This window comes from Roseovarius sp. MMSF_3298 (genome assembly GCF_030733705.1).
GTDB classification, from domain to species: domain Bacteria; phylum Pseudomonadota; class Alphaproteobacteria; order Rhodobacterales; family Rhodobacteraceae; genus Roseovarius; species Roseovarius confluentis.
Genome location: NZ_JASHIN010000001.1, coordinates 178,821 through 201,823, shown reverse-complemented (window position 1 = coordinate 201,823; position 23,003 = coordinate 178,821). Strand labels below are relative to the sequence as shown.

The 23,003-nt window shown below is 65.1% G+C and carries 21 protein-coding genes; 18 read left to right on the top strand and 3 right to left on the bottom strand.

Annotated elements, in window-relative coordinates:
- The first annotated feature begins 145 nt into the window (after nt 1-145).
- Both RBB18_RS01005 and RBB18_RS01000 read left to right on the top strand, forming a co-directional pair.
- Nucleotides 146-2,386 (top strand): PAS domain-containing sensor histidine kinase, encoded by a 2,241-nt coding sequence (locus tag RBB18_RS01005; protein ID WP_306110501.1) that lies wholly within the window; start codon nt 146-148, stop codon nt 2,384-2,386.
- Between the two features lie 9 nt (nt 2,387-2,395).
- Nucleotides 2,396-3,811, top strand: a complete 1,416-nt coding sequence (locus RBB18_RS01000; protein ID WP_103761201.1) for a sigma-54 dependent transcriptional regulator — start codon at nt 2,396-2,398, stop codon at nt 3,809-3,811.
- 128 nt (nt 3,812-3,939) lie between these two features.
- Here RBB18_RS01000 and RBB18_RS00995 read toward each other — a convergent pair whose 3' ends face one another.
- On the bottom strand, nt 3,940-4,479 hold the full coding sequence (locus RBB18_RS00995; protein WP_103761202.1) for a hypothetical protein: 540 nt from the start codon (nt 4,477-4,479) through the stop codon (nt 3,940-3,942).
- Nucleotides 4,480-4,500: 21 nt separating this feature from the next.
- Here RBB18_RS00995 and trkA point away from each other — a divergent pair, with 21 nt between their 5' ends.
- The 5 genes from trkA (at nt 4,501) to RBB18_RS00970 (ending at nt 9,836) form a co-directional block, all read left to right on the top strand.
- Nucleotides 4,501-5,892, top strand: a complete 1,392-nt coding sequence (gene trkA, locus RBB18_RS00990) for a Trk system potassium transporter TrkA (RefSeq protein WP_371931573.1) — start codon at nt 4,501-4,503, stop codon at nt 5,890-5,892.
- Nucleotides 5,843-7,429, top strand: a complete 1,587-nt coding sequence (locus RBB18_RS00985) for a TrkH family potassium uptake protein (RefSeq protein ID WP_274591842.1) — start codon at nt 5,843-5,845, stop codon at nt 7,427-7,429. Before trkA ends, RBB18_RS00985 begins: the two co-directional genes overlap by 50 nt.
- A 179-nt stretch (nt 7,430-7,608) precedes the next feature.
- Nucleotides 7,609-7,848, top strand: a complete 240-nt coding sequence (hfq, locus tag RBB18_RS00980; protein WP_057789335.1) for an RNA chaperone Hfq — start codon at nt 7,609-7,611, stop codon at nt 7,846-7,848.
- Entirely contained in the window at nt 7,845-9,122 is a 1,278-nt protein-coding gene (hflX, locus tag RBB18_RS00975) for a GTPase HflX (RefSeq protein WP_103761205.1), read from the top strand. The genes hfq and hflX overlap by 4 nt, the downstream gene beginning before the upstream one ends.
- Before the next feature lie 87 nt (nt 9,123-9,209).
- Nucleotides 9,210-9,836, top strand: a complete 627-nt coding sequence (locus RBB18_RS00970; protein WP_306110500.1) for a pyridoxamine 5'-phosphate oxidase family protein — start codon at nt 9,210-9,212, stop codon at nt 9,834-9,836.
- Here RBB18_RS00970 and RBB18_RS00965 read toward each other — a convergent pair.
- Nucleotides 9,824-10,543: a PAS domain-containing protein gene (locus RBB18_RS00965; protein ID WP_306110499.1), complete on the bottom strand. Its 720-nt coding sequence runs from the start codon at nt 10,541-10,543 to the stop codon at nt 9,824-9,826. The genes RBB18_RS00970 and RBB18_RS00965 overlap by 13 nt on opposite strands.
- A gap of 362 nt (nt 10,544-10,905) precedes the next feature.
- On the opposite strand from RBB18_RS00965, the gene RBB18_RS00960 reads away from it, so the two are divergent.
- The 10 genes from RBB18_RS00960 (at nt 10,906) to phoB (ending at nt 20,602) form a co-directional block, all read left to right on the top strand.
- Nucleotides 10,906-11,784 (top strand): YicC/YloC family endoribonuclease, encoded by an 879-nt coding sequence (locus tag RBB18_RS00960; protein WP_306110517.1) that lies wholly within the window; start codon nt 10,906-10,908, stop codon nt 11,782-11,784.
- Between the two features lie 225 nt (nt 11,785-12,009).
- Nucleotides 12,010-12,648, top strand: a complete 639-nt coding sequence (gmk, locus tag RBB18_RS00955; RefSeq protein ID WP_103761208.1) for a guanylate kinase — start codon at nt 12,010-12,012, stop codon at nt 12,646-12,648.
- On the top strand, nt 12,649-13,179 hold the full coding sequence (locus RBB18_RS00950; protein ID WP_103761209.1) for a gamma carbonic anhydrase family protein: 531 nt from the start codon (nt 12,649-12,651) through the stop codon (nt 13,177-13,179).
- Nucleotides 13,176-14,234 carry an ATP-binding protein gene (locus tag RBB18_RS00945; protein ID WP_103761210.1) on the top strand — a complete coding sequence of 353 codons (1,059 nt, stop codon included), beginning with the start codon at nt 13,176-13,178 and terminating at the stop codon, nt 14,232-14,234. The genes RBB18_RS00950 and RBB18_RS00945 overlap by 4 nt, the downstream gene beginning before the upstream one ends.
- Before the next feature lie 182 nt (nt 14,235-14,416).
- Nucleotides 14,417-15,457: a substrate-binding domain-containing protein gene (locus RBB18_RS00940; RefSeq protein WP_103761211.1), complete on the top strand. Its 1,041-nt coding sequence runs from the start codon at nt 14,417-14,419 to the stop codon at nt 15,455-15,457.
- Between the two features lie 83 nt (nt 15,458-15,540).
- Nucleotides 15,541-17,013 (top strand): phosphate ABC transporter permease subunit PstC, encoded by a 1,473-nt coding sequence (pstC, locus tag RBB18_RS00935; RefSeq protein ID WP_306110498.1) that lies wholly within the window; start codon nt 15,541-15,543, stop codon nt 17,011-17,013.
- Nucleotides 17,010-18,344, top strand: a complete 1,335-nt coding sequence (gene pstA, locus RBB18_RS00930; protein WP_103761213.1) for a phosphate ABC transporter permease PstA — start codon at nt 17,010-17,012, stop codon at nt 18,342-18,344. The genes pstC and pstA overlap by 4 nt, the downstream gene beginning before the upstream one ends.
- Before the next feature lie 14 nt (nt 18,345-18,358).
- The gene (pstB, locus tag RBB18_RS00925) at nt 18,359-19,156 is read left to right on the top strand and encodes a phosphate ABC transporter ATP-binding protein PstB (protein WP_103761214.1); all 798 of its coding nucleotides are present in this window, start codon (nt 18,359-18,361) and stop codon (nt 19,154-19,156) included.
- Between the two features lie 12 nt (nt 19,157-19,168).
- The gene (gene phoU / locus RBB18_RS00920; RefSeq protein ID WP_103761215.1) at nt 19,169-19,894 is read left to right on the top strand and encodes a phosphate signaling complex protein PhoU; all 726 of its coding nucleotides are present in this window, start codon (nt 19,169-19,171) and stop codon (nt 19,892-19,894) included.
- 18 nt (nt 19,895-19,912) lie between these two features.
- Nucleotides 19,913-20,602 (top strand): phosphate regulon transcriptional regulator PhoB, encoded by a 690-nt coding sequence (phoB, locus tag RBB18_RS00915; protein WP_103761216.1) that lies wholly within the window; start codon nt 19,913-19,915, stop codon nt 20,600-20,602.
- A 142-nt stretch (nt 20,603-20,744) separates the two neighbouring features.
- On the opposite strand, the gene RBB18_RS00910 is transcribed toward phoB, so the two are convergent.
- Nucleotides 20,745-21,653 carry a LysR substrate-binding domain-containing protein gene (locus RBB18_RS00910; protein WP_103761217.1) on the bottom strand — a complete coding sequence of 303 codons (909 nt, stop codon included), beginning with the start codon at nt 21,651-21,653 and terminating at the stop codon, nt 20,745-20,747.
- Between the two features lie 105 nt (nt 21,654-21,758).
- Here RBB18_RS00910 and RBB18_RS00905 point away from each other — a divergent pair, with 105 nt between their 5' ends.
- Nucleotides 21,759-22,982, top strand: coding sequence for an acyl-CoA dehydrogenase (locus RBB18_RS00905; protein ID WP_103761218.1), 1,224 nt, complete (start codon nt 21,759-21,761; stop codon nt 22,980-22,982).
- Nucleotides 22,983-23,003 lie beyond the last annotated feature (21 nt).

Here is a 23,003-nt window from a genome sequence, read left to right as displayed (position 1 = left end):
CATCACTGTGGCCCTTCGGAAGCTCTGCCAGGTTCCAAGCCACATCTGGAGGTCTGGCGCATCCCGCGCCACAACCTGATGGGGGGATTGCGTGGCTGTAAAAGCACGCAGACTGACGTGGGAAAAGCTCGGGCGCCTTCGGCGCATGAAACGCGTGCGCAATGCCGCCGCCTTCAGCCTTGTCGTGCTTGGCCCCGTTCTGGCGCTTCTGACCTATCTGGTGATGGGCCCGCTCGATCAGGGCAGTTCGTCCAACGTTCTGCGCATCATCCTGCTGGCCGACATGGTCTACATTATCATGGTCGCCGCGCTGGTGCTACAGCGCGTCGCCCAGATGGTCGCCGCCCGCCGCCGCAAATCAGCGGGCTCGCGCCTGCACCTGCGCCTGACGGGGGTCTTCGCCCTGATGGCGCTTTTGCCCACGATCACCGTCGCCGTCTTCGCCACGCTGTCGGTGAACATGGGGCTCGAGGCATGGTTCTCCGACAGGGTGGGGCGCGTCGTCGACAACTCCGTTGCCGCGGCGCAGGCCTACGAGGATGAACACCGCCGCGATCTGCTGGTCGATGCCCGCGCCCTGGCGTCGCTGATCAACGCCACCAAGCGCGCCGCCGTTTTCCTGGATGATGGCGACATCCGCCAGATCCTGTCGCGCGGCCAGCGCGAAATCCAGCGCGGCCTGCGCGAGGCGTTCGTCATCGACGGCACCGGCGACATCCGCTCGCGCGGGGAACGCTCCTACCTTTTCGACTACGAGGAACCCTCGCGCGAGATGTTCGACGAGGCCAACGAAGAGGGCGTCGTCATCATCCGCGACTGGGACAACAACGAATTCCGCGCGCTTCTTCCCCTGGAGGAGATCCCCGACCGCTATCTCTACGTCAGCCGCAATGTCGACGGCGACATCCTCAGCCTGCTGGATGACACGCAGGAAACCGCGCGCTTCTACCAGCAGCGCGAGGACGAGCGCGACCGCGTGCTCTTCGAGTTCGGCGTGCTCTATCTCGGTTTCGCGCTGATCCTGATCCTTGCCGCCGTCTGGCTGGGCATGTGGTTTGCCGAACGTCTCAGCCGTCCCGTGGGCCGCCTGACCAGCGCGGCGCAGCGCGTGGGCGAGGGCGATCTGGACACCCAGGTGCGCGAAGAGGATGCCGATGACGAGATCGGCATGCTCTCGACCTACTTCAACCAGATGACACGGCAATTGAAGCAACAGCGCGACACGCTGCTGACCAACACCGAGCAGATCGAACGCCGCCGGCGGCTGTTCGATTCCGTGCTGGGCTCGGTGTCGTCCGGCGTGGTGGGGCTGGATGCCAAGGGCCGGGTCACTTTCGTCAACCGCGCCGCCGAACGCCTGCTCGACTGGCAGGAGGACCAGCAATCGCTGGCGCTTTCCGTGGCGATCCCGGAATTCGGCGCGCTCTTTGACCGGCTGAAGGAGTCCAACACCGGCTTCGCGCAGGAAGAGATCAAGGTCAGCCGCACGGGCCGGATGGAAAACCTGCTGGTGCGCATGTCGACCCGTAGCAATGACGGCGGCCGACGCGAAGGCTACGTGGTGGCCTTCGACGACGTGACCGACCTCGTGACCGCCCAGCGCATGGCCGCCTGGGGCGACGTCGCCCGCCGCATCGCGCACGAGATCAAGAACCCTCTGACCCCGATCCAGCTGTCGGCGGAACGCATCAAGCGCAAGTTTACCCGCGTGCTGGATGACGAACAGGCCGCCAGCCTGGAACAGCTGACAGACGTGGTCGTGCGCCAAACCAACGATTTGCGCCGCATCGTCGACGAGTTTTCCAAGTTCGCCCGCATGCCCGAACCGCAGACCAAGGTCGAAAGCCTGACGCACCTGCTGCGCGAGGCGGTCCTGCTGCAGGAAGCCGGGCAGCCCGATGTCACGTTTGAGGCCACGCTGACCGATGACGCGCTGATGGCCGAAGTTGACGGCACCATGTTGCACCAGGCGCTGACCAACCTGATCAAGAACGCCGGCGAAGCCATTGAAAGCCTTTATGAAAAAGAAGGCTCCGACGGGCACCAGCCGCAGATCCGCGTCACCAGCACGCGCGAGGACGACGCGGCCGTGATCTGCATCTCCGACAACGGCATCGGCCTGCCCGAGGATCGCTCGCGCCTGTTCGAGCCTTACGTGACCACCCGCGAAAAGGGCACCGGCCTTGGCCTGCCCATCGTGAAGAAAATCATCGAGGAACATGGCGGCAGCCTTGGCCTGGAAGACGCCGAGCCCTTCGCCGAGGGCGCGCGCCCCGGCGCCATGGCCGTGATCCGCCTTCCCCTGACTCGGGCCGAGGCCGCGCCGGATACCGACCCCGATTCCGACCCCGATTTGAACGAATATGACCAACGACAGGCCGTATGAGGTAGACCCATGAGTGACATCCTGATTGTCGACGACGAACGCGATATCCGCGAACTGATTTCAGACATCCTGCAGGACGAAGGCTTCACGACCCGCCTCGCGGGCAATTCCGACGAGGCCATGGCCGAGATCCGGAACCAGCCGCCGGGCCTGCTGATCCTCGACATCTGGCTGAAAGACAGCAACATGGACGGGATCGACATCCTCAAGGCGGTCAAGCGCGACTTCCCCGAGGTGCCGGTGGTGATCATCTCGGGCCACGGCAATATCGAGATCGCGGTGGCGGCCATCAAGCAGGGCGCCTACGACTTCATCGAGAAACCCTTCAACATCGACCAGCTGATGGTGGTGATCCGCCGCGGCATGGAAACCAGCCGCCTGCGCCGCGAGAACCTCGCGCTCAAGCGGCAGGGCAGCGGCCCCGCCGACATGCTGGGCGAAAGCCCCGTCTTCCGCACGCTGGTGGGCCAGCTGGACAAGGTCACGCGGTCGAATGGCCGGGTGATGCTGTCTGGCCCTGCCGGCTCGGGCAAGGAGCTGGCGGCGCGCTACATCCACGCCAATTCCGACCGTGCCAATGGCCCCTTCGTCTGCGCCGGCTGCGCCTCGATCGAGCCCGACCGGATGGAAGAGGTCCTCTTCGGGCGCGAGGCCGAGGACGGCACCGTCACCGCCGGCCTGCTGGAAGAGGCCAATACCGGCGTCATCTATTTCGACGAGGTCGCCGACATGCCCCTGGTCACGCAGGGCAAGATCCTGCGCGTGCTGGTCGATCAGACCTTCCTGCGGGTGGGCGGCAGCGACAAGGTGCAGGTCGACCTGCGCGTCATCTCCTCGACCAGCCGCGATCTCGAGGCCGAGATCCAGGCCGACAGGTTCCGCCGCGAGCTTTACCACCGCCTGAACGTGGTGCCGATCGCCGTACCCAGCCTCGAGGACCGGCGCGAGGACATACCGGTACTGGCGGCCTATTTCATCGAAAAGCTCAACAGCGAACAGGGCCTGCCCATCCGCGCCCTGGCCGACGAGGCGGCGGCGCTCCTGCAGACCATGCGCTGGCCCGGCAACGTCCGTCAGCTGCGCAACGTGATCGAGCGCGTGCTGATCCTGGGCGAGTCCAACGGTGACATCACCGCGCGCGAAATCCCCGGCGACAGCGCCACGCCCAGCGACGGGGATCGCGTTGTCCTGTCGGGCACGGTGGCCACCATGCCCCTGCGCGAGGCCCGCGAGGCGTTCGAGCGTGAATACCTGATGACCCAGATCAACCGCTTTGGCGGCAATATCAGCCGCACGGCGGAATTCGTCGGCATGGAACGCAGCGCCCTGCACCGCAAGCTGAAATCGCTGGGGGTCGTCACCGGGACCAAGGGCGCACGCGTGTCCGACGAGGAAGAGGACAGCCAGCAGGCCGCGACGGGCTGACAGGGCAGGGTATCGCGTACACGCTGCGCTTCCCCTGGTCAAAAACATCCCCGCCGGAGGCAAACCCGAGACGACCCCGCCGCCGAGATATCAAGCGCGCCGCAGGCGCTCCTTTAGGCGACGCAGACCTACTCGGGGTTCACGATCTGGTATTTCCCGCCCTTGATGCGGATCGCGCAGGAGTTTTCCGTCAGTGGCGGCTGCACCCGCGTCGCGGTGATCACCGTGGCCTCCACCACCTCGGGCGGGCAGGGCTTCAGGCTGACCTTCTGGTATCCCTGGTCGGCCATGCATTGCTTGGCCACCCGTGCGCGCAGCCCCTCGTTGGCGTCATAGCTTTCCCACCGCCCGGGCGACAGCAGCACCCGGACCGTCTTGCACGCGCCCGCCGCGTTGCAGACCGGGCGATAGCTGTAGGTCGGCGGGATATAGCGCGTCAGCGTGCGCACCGGCACTTCGCGCAGCGCCGCCACGTCACATTGCGTGCGGTCCCGCGCGACCCCGCTCACCGGGGCGCCTTCCTTGTAATAGACAGTGGTCGGCAGGCAGCCCGCCAACAGCGGCGCGACACAGGCGAAAATCGGGACAAGGTACCATCTCATAACCGCCAGCTTATCCGCAAATCCGCGCAGGACAAAGCAATTGACCGTGACTGCCCCATCTGTCATGCAAAGCCCTCGATTGGGTCAATAAGGGCACAGCCCATGAAGGTCATCATCTGCGGGGCAGGGCAGGTCGGCTGGCAGATCGCGCGCCACCTGTCGGGCGAACGCAACGACGTCACCGTCGTCGACAACAACCCCGACCTGGTTCGCCGCGCGACCGAGACGCTGGACGTGCAGGGCATCAACGGCTTTGCCAGCTATCCCAACGTGCTGGACCAGGCCGGGGCGCGCGATGCCGACATGATCATCGCCGCCACCTACTCGGACGAGGTCAACATGGTCACCTGCCAGGTGGCGCATTCGGTCTTTTCCATCAACCGAAAGATCGCCCGCCTGCGCAGCCAATCCTACCTGGACGCGATCTACTCCGACCTCTACCGCCGCGACCACATGCCCATCGACGTGGTGATCTCGCCCGAGCGCGAGGTGGCCGAGGCCGCGCTGCAACGCCTTGCCGCCCCCGCCGCCTTCGACACCGAAACCTTCATGGAAGGAAAGGCGCAGCTTCTGGGCCTGCGGATCGAGGATGACTGCCCGATCGTCAACACGCCCCTGCGACAGTTGACGGATCTCTTTTCGACCCTCGAAGTGGTGGTCGTGGCCATCCGCCGCGACGGCAAGCTGTTCGCGCCCGAGGCCGAGGACCAGCTTTTCGTCGGCGACGACGCCTATGTTTTCGCGCCCTCCGAGGACGTGCCGCGCACGATGGAGGTTTTCGGCAAGACCTCGCAGTCACAGGAACGGCTGGTCATCATCGGCGGCGGAAATATCGGCCTCAGCGTCGCCAAGCGGATTGAGAAGCGCGGCAAGCGCACCCGGGTCAAGGTGATCGAGCGCGACCGCAAGGTGGCCGAACGCGCCGCCGACGCGCTGGAACGCACCATCGTGCTCAACGGCGACGGGCTGGACGCGCAATTGCTGGCCGAGGCGAATATCTCGCGCACCGATGCGGTGCTGGCGGTGACAGACGACGACAAGACCAACATGCTGGCCGCCGTGCGCGCCAAGTCCGAAGGCTGCCCTTTCTCCATCGCGCTGATCAACGACCCCACGCTCTTGCCGATGATGGAGCCGTTGGGCATCGACGCCTATATCAACCCGCGCTCCACCACCGTCAGCTCGATCCTGCGCCATGTCCGCCATGGCCGCGTGCGCTCGGTCTATTCCATCGGCGATGCCGAGGCCGAGGTGATCGAGGCCGAGGTCATGTCCACGTCCAACATCGCCGGCGCCGCGATCCGCGCGATCGACTTTCCCGAAGGGGTGCTTGTGGGGGGCGTGCTGCGGGACGGCAAGGTGCTGAAACCCTCCGGGTCCATGCGGATCGAGGCGGGCGACGTGGTGGTGATCTTCGCGCTGGCCTCGGATGTGGGCCGGGTGGAACAGCTCCTGCAGGTCTCGATTGATTTCTTCTGAGACATCCTCGCCGGGCCTCACGGCCCGTCTGCTGCGGTTCCCACTCATCCTCGTACTGACCGGGATCGCCAGCATCGCCATGCTCGGCCCCGCGCTGCACGCCTTCGTGCAGGACGATCATTCCGTCGCCCGCGCGTTTCTCTATTCCAGCGTGCTGGGGGTCACCTTCATCCTGCTCGTCGGCCTGGCCATCGCGGGCCGCCGGCAACAGGACAATTCGGACATCCAGAACCTCGCTTCGCTGGCGCTGGCCTATACCGCGCTGCCGGTGTTCCTGGCGCTGCCCTTCTACGAGGGGCTGGAGACGACGCGCTTCCTCAACGCCTATGTCGAGATGGTGTCGTGCCTGACGACGACCGGCGCCACTCTCTTTGACAATCCCGCGCGGCTGGTCGACAGCTTGCATCTGTGGCGCGGTGTGGTCGGCTGGTTCGGCGGGCTTCTGATCTGGATTGCCGCCTCGGCCGTGCTGGCGCCCATGAACCTTGGCGGGTTCGAGATCACCGTCTCGGCTGAACCGGGGCAGGGGGAGGATGCGCTCAGCCGGTTCCGCCGCGCCAGCTCTGCCCGTCGCATCGCGCAAAGCACGCAGGCGCTGGCGCCCGTCTATGTGGGCCTCACCGGGGTCGTGTGGTTCCTGCTTGTGATCGGCGGTGACCGTCCGCTGGTGGCGGCGGTGCATGCCATGTCCACGATGGCCACCAGCGGCATCTCCGCCGTCGGCGGGGTCGAGAATGCCGGCAGCGGCTTTGGCGGCGAGATCGTGATCTTCCTGTTCATGTTCTTCGCCCTGTCGCGGCTGACCTTTTCGTCGGACACGCTGACCAGCAAGTCCACCAGCGTGCTGGGCGACCCCGAGTTCCGCATCGGCTGTGCATTGGTGCTGGGCGTGCCGCTGGTCCTGTTCTCGCGCCACTGGCTGGGCGCCTTCGACGTCGACCAGGTCGAGGATTTGGGCCAGGCACTGCAGGCGCTCTGGGGCGGCACGTTTACCGTCATGTCCTTCCTGTCCACCACCGGCTTTCAAAGTGCGGCGTGGGAGGCCGCGCAATCCTGGTCGGGTCTCGGCACGCCGGGGCTGTTGCTGATGGGGCTGGCGATGTTCGGCGGCGGCGTGGCCACCACGGCGGGCGGTGTGAAACTCCTGCGGATCTACGCGCTCTACCTCAACGGCCAGCGCGAGATGGAGCGGCTGATCCATCCCTCCTCGGTGGGCCGCGCGGGGGTCCACACCCGCCGCATGCGGCGCGAGGGCGCCTTCGTGGCGTGGATCTTCTTCATGCTTTTCGCGCTGTCGCTGGCATTGGTGACCGTCCTGATGGCGGCCTTCGGCGAGGACCTGCAGAACGCCATCGTACTCTCGACCGCCGCGCTGGCCACCGCCGGGCCGCTCACGCAAGTCGGCGCCGACGCGCCCATCGCCCTGCTTGAAATGCACCCGGCGGCCAAGCTGGTCTTTTCCGCCGCGATGGTGCTGGGCCGGATGGAGACGCTGGCCCTGATCGCGCTTTTCAACCCCAGCCTGTGGCGCCGCTGACCGTCGGGAATATCCGCCCCGCGCGGCAATGTTGTCACACTCCTGAAACACCACCCCGGCAAGACACCGCAACGATTTGATTTTTGGGCTGGAAACTCCGAAACGCGCACTCCATACTCCCTCCCGAGGGAGACCGGGGCCGCAAGAGGCCTCATGCAAGAACAAAGGCTATAAAAACAATGGCGACAGACCGACAAAATCTGCAAGACGCATTTCTGAATCAGGTACGCAAGACCAAGATCCCGGTCACTGTTTTCCTTATCAATGGCGTCAAACTGCAAGGTGTCATCACCTGGTTCGACAATTTCTGCATCCTGCTGCGCCGCGACGGGCAGTCACAGCTTGTCTACAAGCATGCCGTGTCCACGATCATGCCGTCCCAGCCGGTCAGCCTGTACGAGGGCGATGACGGGTCTTGACCCAGACCGACGTTTCGGACACCCGCGCCTGGGTCCTGCACCCGGATATCCCCAGTTCAGACCGCGAGCGTGACCCCGCGCTCGCGCTCGAAGAAGCCGTGTCGCTGGCCCACGCCTTGCCGGGGCTGGAGGTGCTGGGCGGCTCGGTCGTGCGCCTGCGCGATCCGCATCCCGGCATGCTCTTCGGCAAGGGCAAGATGGCCGAACTGCAGCAGCTTGTCGAAGACAACGAGGTCGAGCTGGTTCTGATCGACGGGCCGGTGTCGCCCGTGCAGCAGCGCAATCTCGAAAAGAAGCTGGGCGTCAAACTGCTGGACCGGACCGGGCTGATCCTCGAGATTTTCTCGGACCGCGCCGCCACCCGCGAGGGCGTGCTTCAGGTCGAGATGGCCGCGCTGTCCTACCAGCGTACCCGGCTGGTGCGGGCCTGGACCCACCTCGAACGTCAGCGCGGCGGATTGGGCTTTGTCGGCGGCCCCGGCGAGACGCAGATCGAGGCGGACCGCCGCGCCATCGACGAACAGCTCGTCCGCCTGCGCCGCCAGCTGGAAAAGGTCGTGAAGACCCGAACCCTGCACCGTGCCGCCCGCGCCAAGGTGCCGTTCCCCATCGTGGCGCTGGTGGGCTACACCAACGCCGGCAAGTCGACGCTCTTCAACCACCTCACCGGGGCCGAGGTCATGGCCAAGGACATGCTTTTCGCCACGCTCGACCCCACCATGCGCAAGATCGCGCTTCCCGGTGGTGGCCCCGAGGTAATCCTGTCCGACACCGTCGGGTTCATCTCCGATCTGCCCACCGAACTGGTGGCCGCCTTCCGCGCCACGCTCGAGGAAGTGCTGGCCGCCGACCTGATCGTCCATGTCCGCGACATCTCGCACCCCGAGACCGAGGACCAGGCCGGCGACGTGCACGAGATCCTCACCAGCCTCGGCGTGCTGGAAACCACGCCGCAGATCGAGGTCTGGAACAAGATCGATCGTCTGACCCCCGAGGACCGCACCCTGGTCGAAAACCGCGCCAGCCGGATGGAGAACGTACAGCTTCTGTCCGCCATCACCGGCGAGGGCATGGACGCGCTCAGCGATACCATCATCACCCGGCTGGCGGGCACCACCCATGTCGAGACGTTCACCTTGGGCTTTGACGCCGGTCGCAAACGCGCATGGCTCTTCGAAAAGGGGCTTGTCGAGGACGAGGTGCAGGACGAGGACGGCTATACCCTGACCGTGCGCTGGAACGAGACGCAGAAATCGCAGTTCGACGGGCTTTGAGCACACCGCGTCTCGCGGCCTCGTGATTTGCGAAAACCGACGCGCATGCCGATCTAGCGGCCAGAAGCACCCGAAAGGACGCAAGACATGGCCAAGACCTTCCACGAACTCGCCTTCACCGACGCGGTCCGCGCCATGCAGGAAAAACAGGGCTCGGCGGCGATGTACGCCCGCAGTCTTGCCCCCGATGCCCCCGCCGACGACCGTCTTGGCCCCAACGAGGCACAGTTCATCGCCCTGCGCGACGGCTTCTACCAGGCCACGGTCAGCGCCACGGGCTGGCCCTATGTGCAGTTTCGCGGCGGCCCGCGCGGCTTTCTGAAAATGCTGGATGACCAGACGCTGGGCTATGCGGATTATCGCGGCAACCGCCAGTATATCTCCACCGGCAACCTGGCGGACAACGACCGTATCTCGCTTATCCTGATGGACTACCCCAACAGCGCCCGGCTCAAGATTCTGGGCCGCGTGAGGATCAGCGACGATCCCGACCTGATATCCCGACTGATGGACGAGGGCTACAAGGCGCGCCCAGAACGGGCCGTGGTCATCACCGTCGAAGGCTTCGACTGGAATTGCCCGCAGCACATTCCCGTCCGTCTGACCATGGAGGAACTCGACCCCATCCTCGCGCCGTTCCAGCAGGAACTGGCCAGTCTGCGGGCCGAGAACGCCGAACTCAAGGCCCGGTTGGACGCGGCTCAGTCGCTGTGAACCAGCCGCAGGTAGGGCCGCTCGCTGGGATGTGACAGCTCCGCGGGCTGCTCCTGGCGCGCTTTGGGGGCAGGACGGGTCTTCGGGGTCGGGGCGGCCAGTGCCGCCTGCTCTTCACTGAATCCGGTGACCTTGGTGTCGGACAGGTCCAGCGGCGTCACCTTGCTCTCCACGATCTTGAACCGGCGCGGCGTGGTGCCGATCGGCCCCGAGGACACGAAACACCCTAGCGCACGCGAGATATCGCCCAGGTCGCTGCGCAGCGGCAGCACGATCAGCGTCGCGGCCATCGCCGCGCGGCGCAGGCCGCCGGGCGCTGTCAGGTCCATCCGCAGCGTCGCAGGCCGCTCGAACAGGTCGACCATCGCGTCGGCCAGCCGCCCCCGATCCTCGGGCGCGATCAGCGCCGACAGGGGCATGCCGCGTACTTCCATGCCCATCACGTCCGACAGATGCGTGCCGGTGATCCGAAGCCGGGCGATGCCGGGGGCGACCTTCTCGGCGATGAAGGCGTTGCTCAGCAGGCTTTCGATGCCGCGCGGGTCGATCTCAGTGCGCAGCGGCACATCGCCGCCCCGGCGCATCCCCGACCAGTAGCCGACGAACTTTTGCAGATCGGCCTCGACGCGGGCGCTGTGACCGCCGCTGCCCGAGGGCCGCAGATCGGCAAACTTGTCCAGAAATGAGCTTCCAGAATCATCCTTCATCGGTCTTTCCCCATCCGGCGCAGGGGCCGGTCTTGCCTCTCAATTTTCAATCCCGTCACCAGGGCCACCCGCCCCGGTCCTGCGGTTCCGCGACCGAGGCAAGCCGCCCCGGCGCGTCCCTGCGGCCCGATCCACCTGAAAGGCTCAACTTGAATCGGATGCAGTTCAACTTGAAACAAGATTGCCACATTTCCGCCCGATTTTGTTCAACTTTCTTGCCGAGTGGTTAACGCCCGGCGTCGCGTGACGCTTGCGAACAGGCCGCCGACGCACTAGGAAACCATTGCAACAACGGGCCTTTCGCGGCCCGCCCCGCAAAGGATCAAATGACCGTGACCCAAGCCCCCGCGCAGCTGAACTCCATGACCGGCTATGCCTCGGGGCAGGGAATGCATGGCCGCTTCGGCTGGACATGGGACTTGCGCGCGGTCAACGGGCGCGGACTGGATCTGCGGCTGCGGGTGCCGGACTGGATCGACGGGCTGGAGCCCGCCTTGCGCGCACGCCTGACCAAGGCGCTCGGGCGTGGCAATGTCACCTTGTCACTGAAGCTGCAGGCCCAGGATGGCGGTGCCGCCGCGCAACTGGACACGGCCCAACTGGACAACGTGCTGGCGGCAATGACCGAGATCGAATCTCGCGCCATGGCGCTTGGCCTGTCGCTCGCGCCCGCCAACGCCGCCGATGTGCTGGGCTTGCGCGGCGTGTTCGAGCCGGGCGCGCAGGACGAGGATACCGCCGCCCTGGGCAAGGCGCTGGTGGCCGATTTCGAAACCGTGCTCAGCAGTTTCCAGTCGATGCGCCGCCGCGAAGGCGTGGCGCTGGCCGAGGTTCTGACCGGCCAGCTGGACCGGATCGCCGCGCTGACGGACGCCGCCACCACCGCCGCCGAGGCCCGCCGCCCCGAGACCGAGGTCAATTTCCGTGCCGCGCTTCAGCGCGTGATGGACAACACCGACGGCATCGAGGAAGCCCGCATCGCCCAGGAACTGGCGGTGCTGGCGGTCAAGTCCGACGTCACCGAGGAGATCGACCGCCTGCGCAGCCACGTCGCTGCGGCCCGCGACCTTATCGCCGGGGGCAGCCCCGCGGGCCGCAAGCTCGACTTTCTCGCGCAGGAATTCAACCGCGAGGCCAACACGCTGTGTTCCAAGGCCCAAAGCAGCGACCTGACCAGCGTCGGGCTGGAGCTGAAAAGCGTGATAGAGCAGATGCGCGAACAGGTGCAGAATGTGGAGTGACCTGCAAAACAAAATTTTGCAGGTCATCCCGGACTTGATCCGGGATCTCCTGGCCTCTTTGCGCTACCACGTCCCGGGCTTGACCCTGCCTGTCCCGGGCATGACCCGGGACCTCCCGGCTAAAGGGTTTGCGCCACCTTCGGCGTCGCCGCAGCGCGCCTTCGGCGCTTGCATGAGTATTTTGGGCAAGAAAAAGCCGGGCCATGCGCCCATACCGGAGGCCCCATGAAACACCGCCGCGGCCTTCTGATCATCCTGTCCTCGCCCTCGGGCGCGGGCAAATCCACGCTGTCGCGCCGCCTGCGCGACTGGGACGAGACGATCTCGTTTTCCGTCTCGGCCACCACGCGCCCCCCGCGTGCGGGCGAAGTGGACGGGCAGGATTATCACTTCCTTGACGACAGCACCTTTCGCAAACAGGTGGCGGCCGGCGAGATGCTGGAACACGCCCATGTCTTCGGCAATTTCTACGGCTCGCCCCGCGGCCCCGTGCAGGCCGCCATCGACGAAGGCCGCGACGTTTTGTTCGATATCGACTGGCAGGGTGCGCAGCAGATCCAGAATTCGGTCCTCGGCCCGCATACCCTGTCGATCTTCATCCTGCCGCCCAGCATCACCGAGCTGCACCGCCGGTTGGAAACCCGCGGCCAGGACAGCCCCGAGACCATCGCCAAGCGGATGCAGAAAAGCTGGGACGAGATCAGCCACTGGGGCGAATATGACTACGTGCTGGTCAATGACGACCTCGAGACAACGGACAAAGCCCTCAAGACCATCGTCTCGGCCGCCCGCCTGCGCCGCCTGCAACAGCCCGACCTGAATGCCCACGTGCAACGCCTTCAGGCCGAATTCGAGGAGAGATGAATGCCCATTTACGCGCTTGACGACGTGATACCGCAACTGGAGGAGGGCGCCTGGGTCGCGCCTGACGCCAACATCATCGGCAAGGTGGTGCTGGAGGAAAACGCCTCGGTCTGGTTCGGCTGCACGCTGCGCGGCGACAACGAGCCCATCGTCGTGGGGCAGGGCAGCAACGTGCAGGAAAACACCGTGATGCACACCGACCCGGGTTTTCCGCTGACCATCGGGCGCGGTTGCACCATCGGGCACAAGGCGATGCTGCATGGCTGCACCATCGGCGAGAACTCCCTGATCGGCATGGGGGCCACGGTGCTGAACGGCGCGAAGATCGGCAAGAACTGCCTGATCGGGGCCTGTGCGCTGATCACCGAGGGCAAGGAGATCCCCGATGGCAGCCTTGTGATGGGCGCACCGGGCAAAATCGTGCGCGACCTGGACGACAAGGCCATCGCGGCGTTCAAGGCCACCGCGCTGCACTATCAGAAGAACGCCGCGCGCTACCGGGCGGGGATGCGCCGCGTCGAGATCGAATGAACCAGGGCAATATCGCCACGCTCTTGCAGGCGATTCCCCTGGCCTCGTTGCTGATCGGCCGGGGCGAGCGCATTCTCGGTGCCAACGACCGCGCCGCGGCCTTGTTGGGGCCGGGGCTGATCGGCCGCCATTTCATCACCGCCATTCGCCAGCCCACCGTGCTGGACGCGGTCGAGGCGTCCCTGCGCGACCGCGAGACGCGCCAGACACGTTACCTTTCCAGCGCGGGCACGCAGGACACCGCCTTTGCCGTCACCTGCAGCCCGGTCGAGACCGAGGCGGGCTCCGGCGTGCTCTTGTGTTTCGAGGATGTCACCCATCTTGAACAGGTGGGCCAGATGCGCCGCGATTTCGTCGCCAATGTCAGCCACGAATTGCGCACGCCCTTGACCGCGCTTCTCGGTTTCATCGAAACCCTGCGCGGCCCGGCGCGCAATGATCCCGCCGCGACCGAGCGTTTCCTGGGCACCATGCAAGTCGAGGCCAGCCGGATGGAGCGTCTGGTGAAGGACTTGCTTTCGCTCAGCCGGGTCGAGGCGCAGGAACGCGTGCGTCCCACCGACCGGGTCGATCTGGTCCGGTTGATGCGCGCCGTTATCCATGCCACGCGCCCGATCGCGGACGAGGCCGGCGTCGAGATCGCGTTCGAGACGACTCTGTCCGACGTCACCGTGCCCGGCGACGCCGACCAGCTGCATCAGATCCTCACCAACCTGATCGAGAACGCCATCAAGTATGGCGGCCCCGGCAAGACCGTCACCCTGATGCTCGAGGCCCATGCCGATCACCCCGCGCTGCGCGGCCCCTCGGCGGTGATTTCCGTCATCGACCAGGGCCCCGGCATCGAGGAGGTGCACATCCCCCGCCTGACCGAACGATTCTACCGGATCGACAGCCACCGCTCGCGCGAGATGGGCGGCACCGGGCTGGGGCTGGCCATCGTCAAGCACATCGTCAACCGCCACCGCGGGCGACTGAAGGTGCATTCGGAACTGGGGCAGGGCACCCGATTCGACGTGATTCTGCCCTCGCGCCCGACCGCGCAGCAGACCTGATGCACCGCTCATTTTCGCGCCCCGACGTCAACCTCAATTAATTCGACCTTAACGCCCGGAAAATGCGGCCGGTCATGAAACCGTTACAAAACTGTAACAGAAGCGTCGTGCCCGAGGCGTAGCAGAGCGCCAAGGTCGCCCGCTGCAAGGTGACCGGGATACATGGATATCAGGAGCTATATATGTCCTTCATGAAAATGACCGCCTCCACCCTGGCGATCGCGGCCGTTTCGGCCACCGCTGCCGCTGCACGTGACAACGTCCAGGTTGCCGGTTCTTCCACCGTTCTGCCCTACGCGTCGATCGTGGCCGAGCTCTTCGGCGAAAACACCGACTTCCCGACCCCGGTCGTGGAATCGGGCGGCTCGTCGGCTGGCCTGAAACGCTTCTGCGAAGGCGTTGGCGAAAACACCATCGACGTGGCGAACGCCTCGCGCGCCATCCGCGAAAAAGAGATCCAGGCCTGCGCCGACAACGGCGTGACCGACATCATCGAAGTGCGCATCGGCTATGACGGCATCGTCTTCGCCAGCCAGCAGTCCGGTCCCGCGTTCACCGCGTTCGAGCCCACCGACATCTTCAACGCCATCGGCGCCACCGTCCTGAAAGACGGCGAGCTGGTCGAGAACACCCACGAAAGCTGGGCCGAGTTCAACTCCGACCTGCCCGATGCCGAAATCGCGATGTTCATCCCCGGCACCAAGCACGGCACCCGCGAAGTCTTCGAAGAGAAGGTTCTGCTGATCGGCTGCGAGGAAACCGGCGCGATGCAGGCCATGCTGGACAGCGGCATGAGCGAAGACGAAGCCGAGGACTCGTGCCTCGACGTCCGTCAGGACGGCAAGTCGGTCGATATCGACGGCGACTACACCGAAACCCTGGCGCGCATCGACGCCAACACCAACGGCATCGGCGTGTTCGGCCTGGCGTTCTACGAGAACAACACCGACAAGCTGAAGGTCGCCACCATGAGCGGCATCGAGCCCTCGACCGACACCATCGCCTCGGGTGAATACCCGGTGTCGCGCCCGCTGTTCTTCTACGTCAAGAAAGCGCATATCGGCGTGATCCCCGGCCTGAAAGAGTACGCCCAGTTCTTCGTCGCCGACGAGATCGCAGGCCCCGGTGGCCCGCTGTCGAACTACGGCCTGGTCGCGGACCCGGAACTGGCGGCCACGCAGTCGGCTGTCGAGGCCGAAGAAACCATGGGCAGCGGCTCCTGAGCCTCTGACCTTCCGGGGGCGGCATATTCCGCCGCCCCCAACCCCTTTTAGGTAATTTTTCCAGACAGACGGATGGGGGGCTCATGCCGACACTCTGGCTATTCCTGATCGTGCTTGGCATCGCGGCCGCGGGCTATGTGCTCGGGCGCGGGCGGGCGCTTCAAAGCGTGGAGGGCGACAACCGCAAGCTCCACTCCCTGCCGTCCTATTACGGATCGAACGTCCTGATCAAAGTGGTCGTGCCAGCCTTTCTGCTGATGATCGCCTGGCTGCTGATCCAGCCCATCGTGGTCGGCAACACGATCTCGGGCATGATCCCTGACCGTTCGGTCGACAACAAGGGCTCGCTGGGGCTGGTGATGGCCGAGGTCCGCCGCACCGCCGAAGGCCTCGACAATGCCATTGCCCAGGGGCTGATGGACGAAGACTTCGTCAACAACGCTCGCGCCGACCTCGCCGATGTCACACAGCGGCTCAAGGATGCGGGCCAGATCGTCACCTCCGAGGTGACCCAGCCCATCCTGAACGCTGCGCAGCGCTACCGGGTCATGAACGCCACCGGCAACCTCATGATGACCATCGCGGTGCTCGTGCTGGCCGTGCTCGGCGCGCTCTGGGGCCTGCGCGAATCCCACGGCGATTTCCGTGCCCGCAACACGGTCGAGAAAAGCATCCGCGCGCTGCTGATCGGCGCGGCCTCCATCGCCATCCTGACCACGATCGGCATCATCCTGTCGCTCGTGTTCAACACGATCGAGTTCTTCCGGCTTTATCCCGCGTCCGATTTCTTCTTCGGCACCAACTGGGCGCCCAGCTTCTCGGGCCGGGGCGGCAGTTCCGACCTCGGCGTGCTGCCGCTTCTGTGGGGCACGTTCTACATCTCCATCGTGGCGCTGGCCGTGGCCGTGCCCATCGGGCTTTTCGCCGCCATCTACCTGTCGGAGTACGCCTCGCCCAAGGTTCGCTCTGTCGCCAAGCCGCTGCTCGAGGTGCTGGCAGGTATCCCCACCATCGTCTACGGTCTTTTCGCCCTGCTGACGGTCGGCCCGCTGTTGCTGAAGGTCTTCGGCGATGACGGGCTTGGCATCATGCAGGCCGGCACCGCCGTCATGACCGCCGGTCTGGTGATGGGCATCATGCTCATCCCCTTCGTCAGCTCACTTTCCGACGACATCATCAACGCCGTGCCCCAGTCCATGCGCGACGGCTCCTACGGCCTTGGCGCCACGCAATCGGAAACCATCCGCCAGGTGGTGCTGCCCGCCGCGCTGCCGGGCATCGTGGGCGCCATCCTGCTGGCCGCGTCCCGCGCCATCGGCGAGACGATGATCGTGGTTCTGGGGGCAGGGGCCGCCGCAAGGCTCAGCCTCAACCCGTTCGAGGCCATGACCACCGTCACCGCCAAGATCGTCAGCCAGCTGACGGGCGACGCCGACTTCGCCTCGCCCGAAGCGCTGGTCGCCTTCGCCTTGGGCATGACCCTCTTCGTCATCACGCTGGGGCTCAACGTCTTCGCCCTCTACATCGTGCGCAAATACCGGGAGCAGTACGAATGACCGACGCAACGCTCAACGGCGCCAGCGGCGGCGGCCACGGCCGCTCCTCGCTCAAGACCATCGACGCGAACACCAAACGGCGAAACGCGGCCGAGAAACGCTTCCGCGCCTACGGCATGGCGGCCATCGGCATCGGGCTCTTTTTCCTCGTGGTGCTGTTCTTCTCGATCATCCGCTCGGGCCTTCCGGCCTTCACCCAGACCGTGGTGGAGATGGAGTTCACCATCACGCAGGAACAGTACGAGGAGGCCGAGGGCCAGCTTTTCAAGACCAAGGCCTATTCCAACCTGTTCATCACCCAGCTTCAGCAGCAACTCGAAGAACGCGGGCTGGAGCTGGACTTCGACGAAGCCGCCATCGAACGCCTGCTGGGCAAGGTCGGCGGCAACCTGCGCGAATACTATGCCGGCAACCAGAACCGCATTGGCGAGCCGGTGGAGTTCTCGCTCTCGGCCTCGTCGCGCGTCGACGGCTATTTCAACGGTCGCGTCACCCGCGAAAGCATGCAGGACAGCCGGTTCCTCATGGCTTCCGACCTTGATCTGGTGGATGCCATGGCCGAGGCAGGCATCATCAAGTCCGAGTTCAACTGGAACTTCATCACCGGCGCGGATTCCGGCGTGGACAACCCTGGCGGCGCGGGCATCGGTGCGTCGGTCGTGGGCTCGTTCTTCATGATGCTGGTGGTGCTGGTCCTGTCGCTGCCCATCGGCGTCGCCGCCTCGATCTATCTCGAGGAATTCGCACCGCAGAACCGCTTCACCGACCTCATCGAGGTCAACATCTCGAATCTCGCCGCCGTGCCCTCCATCGTCTTCGGCATCCTTGGCCTTGCCGTCTTCATCCAGTTCATGCACCTGCCGCAATCGGCCCCGCTGGTGGGCGGGCTGGTGCTGACACTGATGACCCTGCCGACGATCATCATCTCGACCCGCGCCTCGCTCAAATCCGTGCCGCCGTCGATCCGTGACGCGGCGCTCGGGGTCGGGGCGTCCAAGATGCAGGCGGTCTTCCACCACGTCCTGCCGCTGGCCATGCCCGGCATCCTGACCGGCACCATCATCGGCCTCGCGCAGGCCCTGGGCGAAACCGCGCCGCTGCTGCTCATCGGCATGGTCGGCTTCGTCGCCCGCGGTTACCCCGACGGCTTCGTCGCCGGCTTCACCGAACCGAACTCGGCCATGCCCGCCCAGATCTACACCTGGGCCGCCCGCGCCGACGCCAGCTTCTATGAGAAAGCCTGGGGCGGGATCATCATCCTGCTGGCCTTCCTGCTTACCATGAACATCATCGCCATCATCCTGCGCCGCCGCTTCGAGCGCCGCTGGTAGAAAGGGACCTCCCCATGTACGATACGCCAAATACGGAGAGAGCCGTGGATCAGAAAGACATCAAATTCTCGGCCAAGGGCGTTCAGGTCTATTACGGCGACACCCACGCCATCAAGGACGTGGACGTGGCGCTGGAAGACAAGACCGTCACCGCCTTCATCGGGCCGTCCGGCTGTGGCAAGTCCACCTTCCTGCGCTGTCTCAACCGGATGAACGACACGATCGACATCTGCCGGGTCGAGGGCGATATCCTGCTCGATGGCGAGGATATCTACGACAAGAAAGTGGACCCGGTGCAACTGCGCGCCAAGGTCGGCATGGTGTTCCAGAAACCCAACCCGTTCCCCAAGTCGATCTACGACAACATCGCCTACGGCCCCCGCATCCACGGCATGGCCAAGAACAAGGCAGACCTGGACGAGATCGTCGAACGTGCCCTGCGCCGCGGCGCCATCTGGGACGAGGTCAAGGACCGCCTGCAAGCGCCCGGCACCGGGCTTTCGGGCGGCCAGCAGCAGCGTCTCTGCATCGCCCGCGCCGTCGCGACGGAGCCCGAAGTGCTCCTGATGGACGAGCCCTGTTCAGCGCTCGACCCCATCGCCACGGCCCAGGTCGAGGAACTGATCGACGAGCTGCGCACGCAGTATTCCGTGGTCATCGTGACCCACTCGATGCAACAGGCCGCGCGCGTCAGCCAGAAGACCGCCTTCTTTCACCTGGGCAACCTGGTGGAATTCGGCGAAACCGGCAAGATCTTCACCAACCCCGAAGATCCCCGCACCGAAAGCTACATCACCGGCCGGATCGGCTAAGGAGCGCACGCTATGAACGACGAACACATCTCATCGGCCTTCGACCGCGACCTCGAAACCGTCCAGGCGCTGATCATGAAGATGGGCGGCCTGGTCGAAGAGGCGATCATGAACGCCGCCATCTCGCTCGACACCCGCGACGAGGAACTGGCCGAAAAGGTCCGTGCCGGCGACCGCGTGATCGACGACCTCGAAGAGCAGATCGACCAGGAAACCGCGCGGACCATCGCCCTGCGCGCGCCCACCGCCATCGACCTGCGCGTCATCCTGACGGTGATGAAAATCGCCTCGAACCTGGAGCGCATCGGCGACTACGCCAAGAACATGGCCAAGCGCACCACGGTGCTGTCGCAGATGACCCCGATCACCGGCGCCACCGCCTCGCTGCGCCGCATGGCCCGCGAGACCGAACGCATGCTGCGCGACGTGCTGGACGCCTATATCCAGCGCGACGCCGAGCTGGCCCGCGAGGTGATCCAGCGCGACCACGACGTGGACCAGATGTACAACGCGCTCTTCCGCGAGTTCCTGACCTTCATGATGGAAGACCCGCGCAACATCACGCCCTGCATGCACCTGCATTTCATTGCCAAGAACACCGAGCGCATGGGCGACCACGTCACCAACATCGCCGAACAGGTGGTCTATCTCGTCACCGGCACCATGCCGGAGGACGGCCGCCCCAAGAGCGACAAGACATCGCTCGATCCCAAGGTCTCGCCCCAGGTCGGCGCATAACGAAGGACATCAAACGTCATGGCAAGCGAACAGCCCAGCGTTCTTCTGGTCGAGGATGAACCGGCACAGCGCGAAGTCCTGGCCTACAACCTCGAGGCCGACGGCTTTGCCGTAACCAAGGCGGAAAACGGCGAAGAGGCCCTGATGCTGGTCGAGGAAGGCGCGCCCGACCTCATCCTGCTGGACTGGATGTTGCCCAACGTGTCGGGCATCGAGGTCTGCCGCCAGCTCAAGACCCGCTCGGAAACGCGCAACGTGCCCATCATCATGCTCTCGGCCCGCTCCGAGGAGGTGGACCGCGTGCGGGGGCTCGAAACCGGCGCCGACGACTACGTGATCAAGCCATACTCGGTCATCGAACTCATGGCCCGCGTCCGCGCGCAACTGCGCCGCACCCGGCCCTCGACCGTGGGCGAACGGCTGGAATACGAGGATATCATCCTCGATTCCGAGACCCACCGCGTCACCCGCAAGGGCGAGGGCCTGAAACTGGGCCCGACCGAGTTCCGGCTGCTCTCGACCTTCATGGAAAAACCGGGCCGCGTCTGGAGCCGCGAACAACTGCTCGACCGCGTCTGGGGCCGCGACATCTATGTCGACACCCGCACCGTCGATGTCCATATCGGCCGGCTGCGCAAGGCGCTCTGTCAGCATGGCGGCGACGACCCGCTGCGCACGGTGCGCGGAGCCGGGTATTCCCTCGGCTGACCGCGCGCCCGTGGTCGGCGGCGAGACATGAGTATTTTCGGCAAGAAAAAGCAGCAGGATGCGCCCGGCTTTTTCTTGCTCCAAATACTCAAATCAAAAAAATAAAGCGTGGCGCAGCCACACAATCGGGTCACGTCACATGTTACCGGGGCAGGGGGTCTTCGTCCTCCGCCTGCGGCGCCAGCCAGTCGCGGAACTTCACCACCGCGCTGTCCTGCGCCTTCTCCTCGGGCCAGACCAGGTGATAGGCGCCCGGGCTGTCCGTGCGCCCACCCCAAACGGTCACCAGCTTGCCCGTGGCCAGGTCCTGTTCGGCCAGGTAGTCCGGCAAGAGCGCCACGCCCAGCCCGTGCAAGGCGGCCTGCGTGATGGTCGAGAACTGGTCATAGATCGTGCCCGCCACCGTGCCCGTCTCGACACCGTGCGCGGCGAACCACGCGCGCCACGCCTCGGGCCGCGTCTCGATATGCATGAGGGGCAGGGACAGCACATCGCCCGGTCCCGATACCTGCATCCGTTCCAGCAGCGCTGGCGCGGCAACTGCCACCACCGCCTCGCTTTTCAGCCGCAGACTTTGCGTGCCGGGCCAGCCACCATCCCCGAAAAGTATAGCCGCATCAAACGGTTCCGCGGCAAAGTTGAACGGCTTCAACCGGGTCGACAGGTTCAGCGTCACCTCCGGATGCGCGGCCGCAAACTCCGGCAGCCGCGGCACCAGCCAGCGCATCCCGAAGGTCGGCAATATCGCCAGGTTCAGACTGCCGCCCCCGGGGTTCAGCGCCAGCTTAAGCGAGGCCTGGCTGATCCGGGTCAGCGCCGCGCGCGTCTCGCCGGCGTATTCCCGGGTCTCGGGTGTCAGCCGCACGCGCCGCCCTTCGCGCACGAACAACGGCACGCCCAGCTGGCTCTCCAGCGTCTGCAATTGCCGGCTCACCGCGCTCTGGCTCAGGTTCAGCTCCTCGGCCACCGCCGTCAGGCTGCCCAGCCGCTCCAGCGCCTCCAGCGCGCGCAAGGCGCCCAGCGATGGCAGAAAGCGACGGGGCAGGGACATCTATGCGGTTTCCTCATGAACATATGCCGAATTGCCGCTTTTTATTGCGCTTATCTCAGGATAAATTCAAGCCAAAGCACATTCGCCCTGTATAAGGAGACCGCCATGAGCCTCGACGCCCCCAAACTGCGCGACAAGGACAAGCCCGACCTCGCCGGGTTCGACTGGGCCGATCCCTTCCTGCTGAACGCCCAGCTGGAAGAGGACGAGCGCATGGTCGCCGACAGCGCCCGCACCTTCGCGCAGGAGACGCTGCAGACCAAGGTCAAGGACGCCTACGCGACCGAGGCCTCCGATCCGGGCATCTTCCGCGAGATGGGGCAGATGGGCCTTCTGGGCACCACCATCCCCGAGGAATACGGCGGGCTTGGCTCCAATTACACCACCTACGGCCTCGTCGCGCGCGAGATCGAGCGCGTCGACTCCGGCTATCGCTCGATGATGTCGGTGCAGTCCAGCCTCGTGATGTATCCCATCTACGCCTATGGCAGCGAGGAACAGCGCCGGAAATACCTGCCGGGCCTTGCCTCGGGCGAGCTGATCGGCTGTTTCGGCCTCACCGAGCCCGATGCGGGCTCCGATCCCGCCGCAATGAAAACCCGCGCCGAGAAGACCGATGGCGGCTACAAGATTTCCGGCTCCAAGATGTGGATTTCGAACGCGCCCATCGCTGATGTCTTTGTCGTCTGGGCCAAGTCCGACGCCCATGACGGCAAGATCCGCGGCTTCGTGCTCGACAAGGGCATGAAAGGCCTCAGCGCCCCCAAGATCGGGGGCAAGCAAAGCTTGCGCGCCTCGATCACCGGCGAGATCGTCATGGACGGCGTCGAGGTGGGAGAGGATGCACTTTTGCCGAATGTTCAAGGGCTTAAAGGCCCCTTTGGATGTCTCAACCGCGCCCGCTACGGCATCGCGTGGGGCGTCATGGGATCGGCCGAGTTCTGCTGGCACGCCGCGCGCCAATACGGCCTCGACCGCAAGCAGTTCAAGCGTCCCTTGGCCCAGACCCAGCTCTTTCAAAAGAAACTGGCCGACATGCAGACCGAAATCGCCCTTGGCCTTCAGGCCGCGCTGCGCGTCGGTCGCCTGATGGACGACGCCCAGGCCGCGCCCGAGATGATCAGCCTCATCAAGCGCAACAATTGCGGCAAGGCGCTCGATATCGCGCGACAGGCCCGCGACATGCATGGCGGCAACGGCATTTCCGAGGAATTCCACGTCATCCGCCACATGATGAACCTCGAAACCGTCAACACCTACGAAGGCACACACGACGTGCACGCGCTTATCCTCGGGCGCGCGCAAACCGGGCTTCAGGCGTTTTTCTGAAGCCGAAACAAGGCGTTGCGG

Excerpts from the sequence above, each read along its gene's own strand:
- RBB18_RS01005 (WP_306110501.1), top strand. The coding sequence starts at position 146 with ATGAAACGCGTGCGCAATGCCGCCGCCTTCAGCCTTGTCGTGCTTGGC.
- RBB18_RS01000 (WP_103761201.1), top strand. The coding sequence starts at position 2,396 with ATGAGTGACATCCTGATTGTCGACGACGAACGCGATATCCGCGAACTG.
- RBB18_RS00995 (WP_103761202.1), bottom strand. The coding sequence starts at position 4,479 with ATGACAGATGGGGCAGTCACGGTCAATTGCTTTGTCCTGCGCGGATTT.
- RBB18_RS00985 (WP_274591842.1), top strand. The coding sequence starts at position 5,843 with ATGTGGGCCGGGTGGAACAGCTCCTGCAGGTCTCGATTGATTTCTTCT.
- hfq (WP_057789335.1), top strand. The coding sequence starts at position 7,609 with ATGGCGACAGACCGACAAAATCTGCAAGACGCATTTCTGAATCAGGTA.
- RBB18_RS00970 (WP_306110500.1), top strand. The coding sequence starts at position 9,210 with ATGGCCAAGACCTTCCACGAACTCGCCTTCACCGACGCGGTCCGCGCC.
- RBB18_RS00965 (WP_306110499.1), bottom strand. The coding sequence starts at position 10,543 with ATGAAGGATGATTCTGGAAGCTCATTTCTGGACAAGTTTGCCGATCTG.
- RBB18_RS00960 (WP_306110517.1), top strand. The coding sequence starts at position 10,906 with ATGACCGGCTATGCCTCGGGGCAGGGAATGCATGGCCGCTTCGGCTGG.
- gmk (WP_103761208.1), top strand. The coding sequence starts at position 12,010 with ATGAAACACCGCCGCGGCCTTCTGATCATCCTGTCCTCGCCCTCGGGC.
- RBB18_RS00950 (WP_103761209.1), top strand. The coding sequence starts at position 12,649 with ATGCCCATTTACGCGCTTGACGACGTGATACCGCAACTGGAGGAGGGC.
- RBB18_RS00945 (WP_103761210.1), top strand. The coding sequence starts at position 13,176 with ATGAACCAGGGCAATATCGCCACGCTCTTGCAGGCGATTCCCCTGGCC.
- RBB18_RS00940 (WP_103761211.1), top strand. The coding sequence starts at position 14,417 with ATGTCCTTCATGAAAATGACCGCCTCCACCCTGGCGATCGCGGCCGTT.
- pstC (WP_306110498.1), top strand. The coding sequence starts at position 15,541 with ATGCCGACACTCTGGCTATTCCTGATCGTGCTTGGCATCGCGGCCGCG.
- pstA (WP_103761213.1), top strand. The coding sequence starts at position 17,010 with ATGACCGACGCAACGCTCAACGGCGCCAGCGGCGGCGGCCACGGCCGC.
- pstB (WP_103761214.1), top strand. The coding sequence starts at position 18,359 with ATGTACGATACGCCAAATACGGAGAGAGCCGTGGATCAGAAAGACATC.
- phoU (WP_103761215.1), top strand. The coding sequence starts at position 19,169 with ATGAACGACGAACACATCTCATCGGCCTTCGACCGCGACCTCGAAACC.
- phoB (WP_103761216.1), top strand. The coding sequence starts at position 19,913 with ATGGCAAGCGAACAGCCCAGCGTTCTTCTGGTCGAGGATGAACCGGCA.
- RBB18_RS00910 (WP_103761217.1), bottom strand. The coding sequence starts at position 21,653 with ATGTCCCTGCCCCGTCGCTTTCTGCCATCGCTGGGCGCCTTGCGCGCG.
- RBB18_RS00905 (WP_103761218.1), top strand. The coding sequence starts at position 21,759 with ATGAGCCTCGACGCCCCCAAACTGCGCGACAAGGACAAGCCCGACCTC.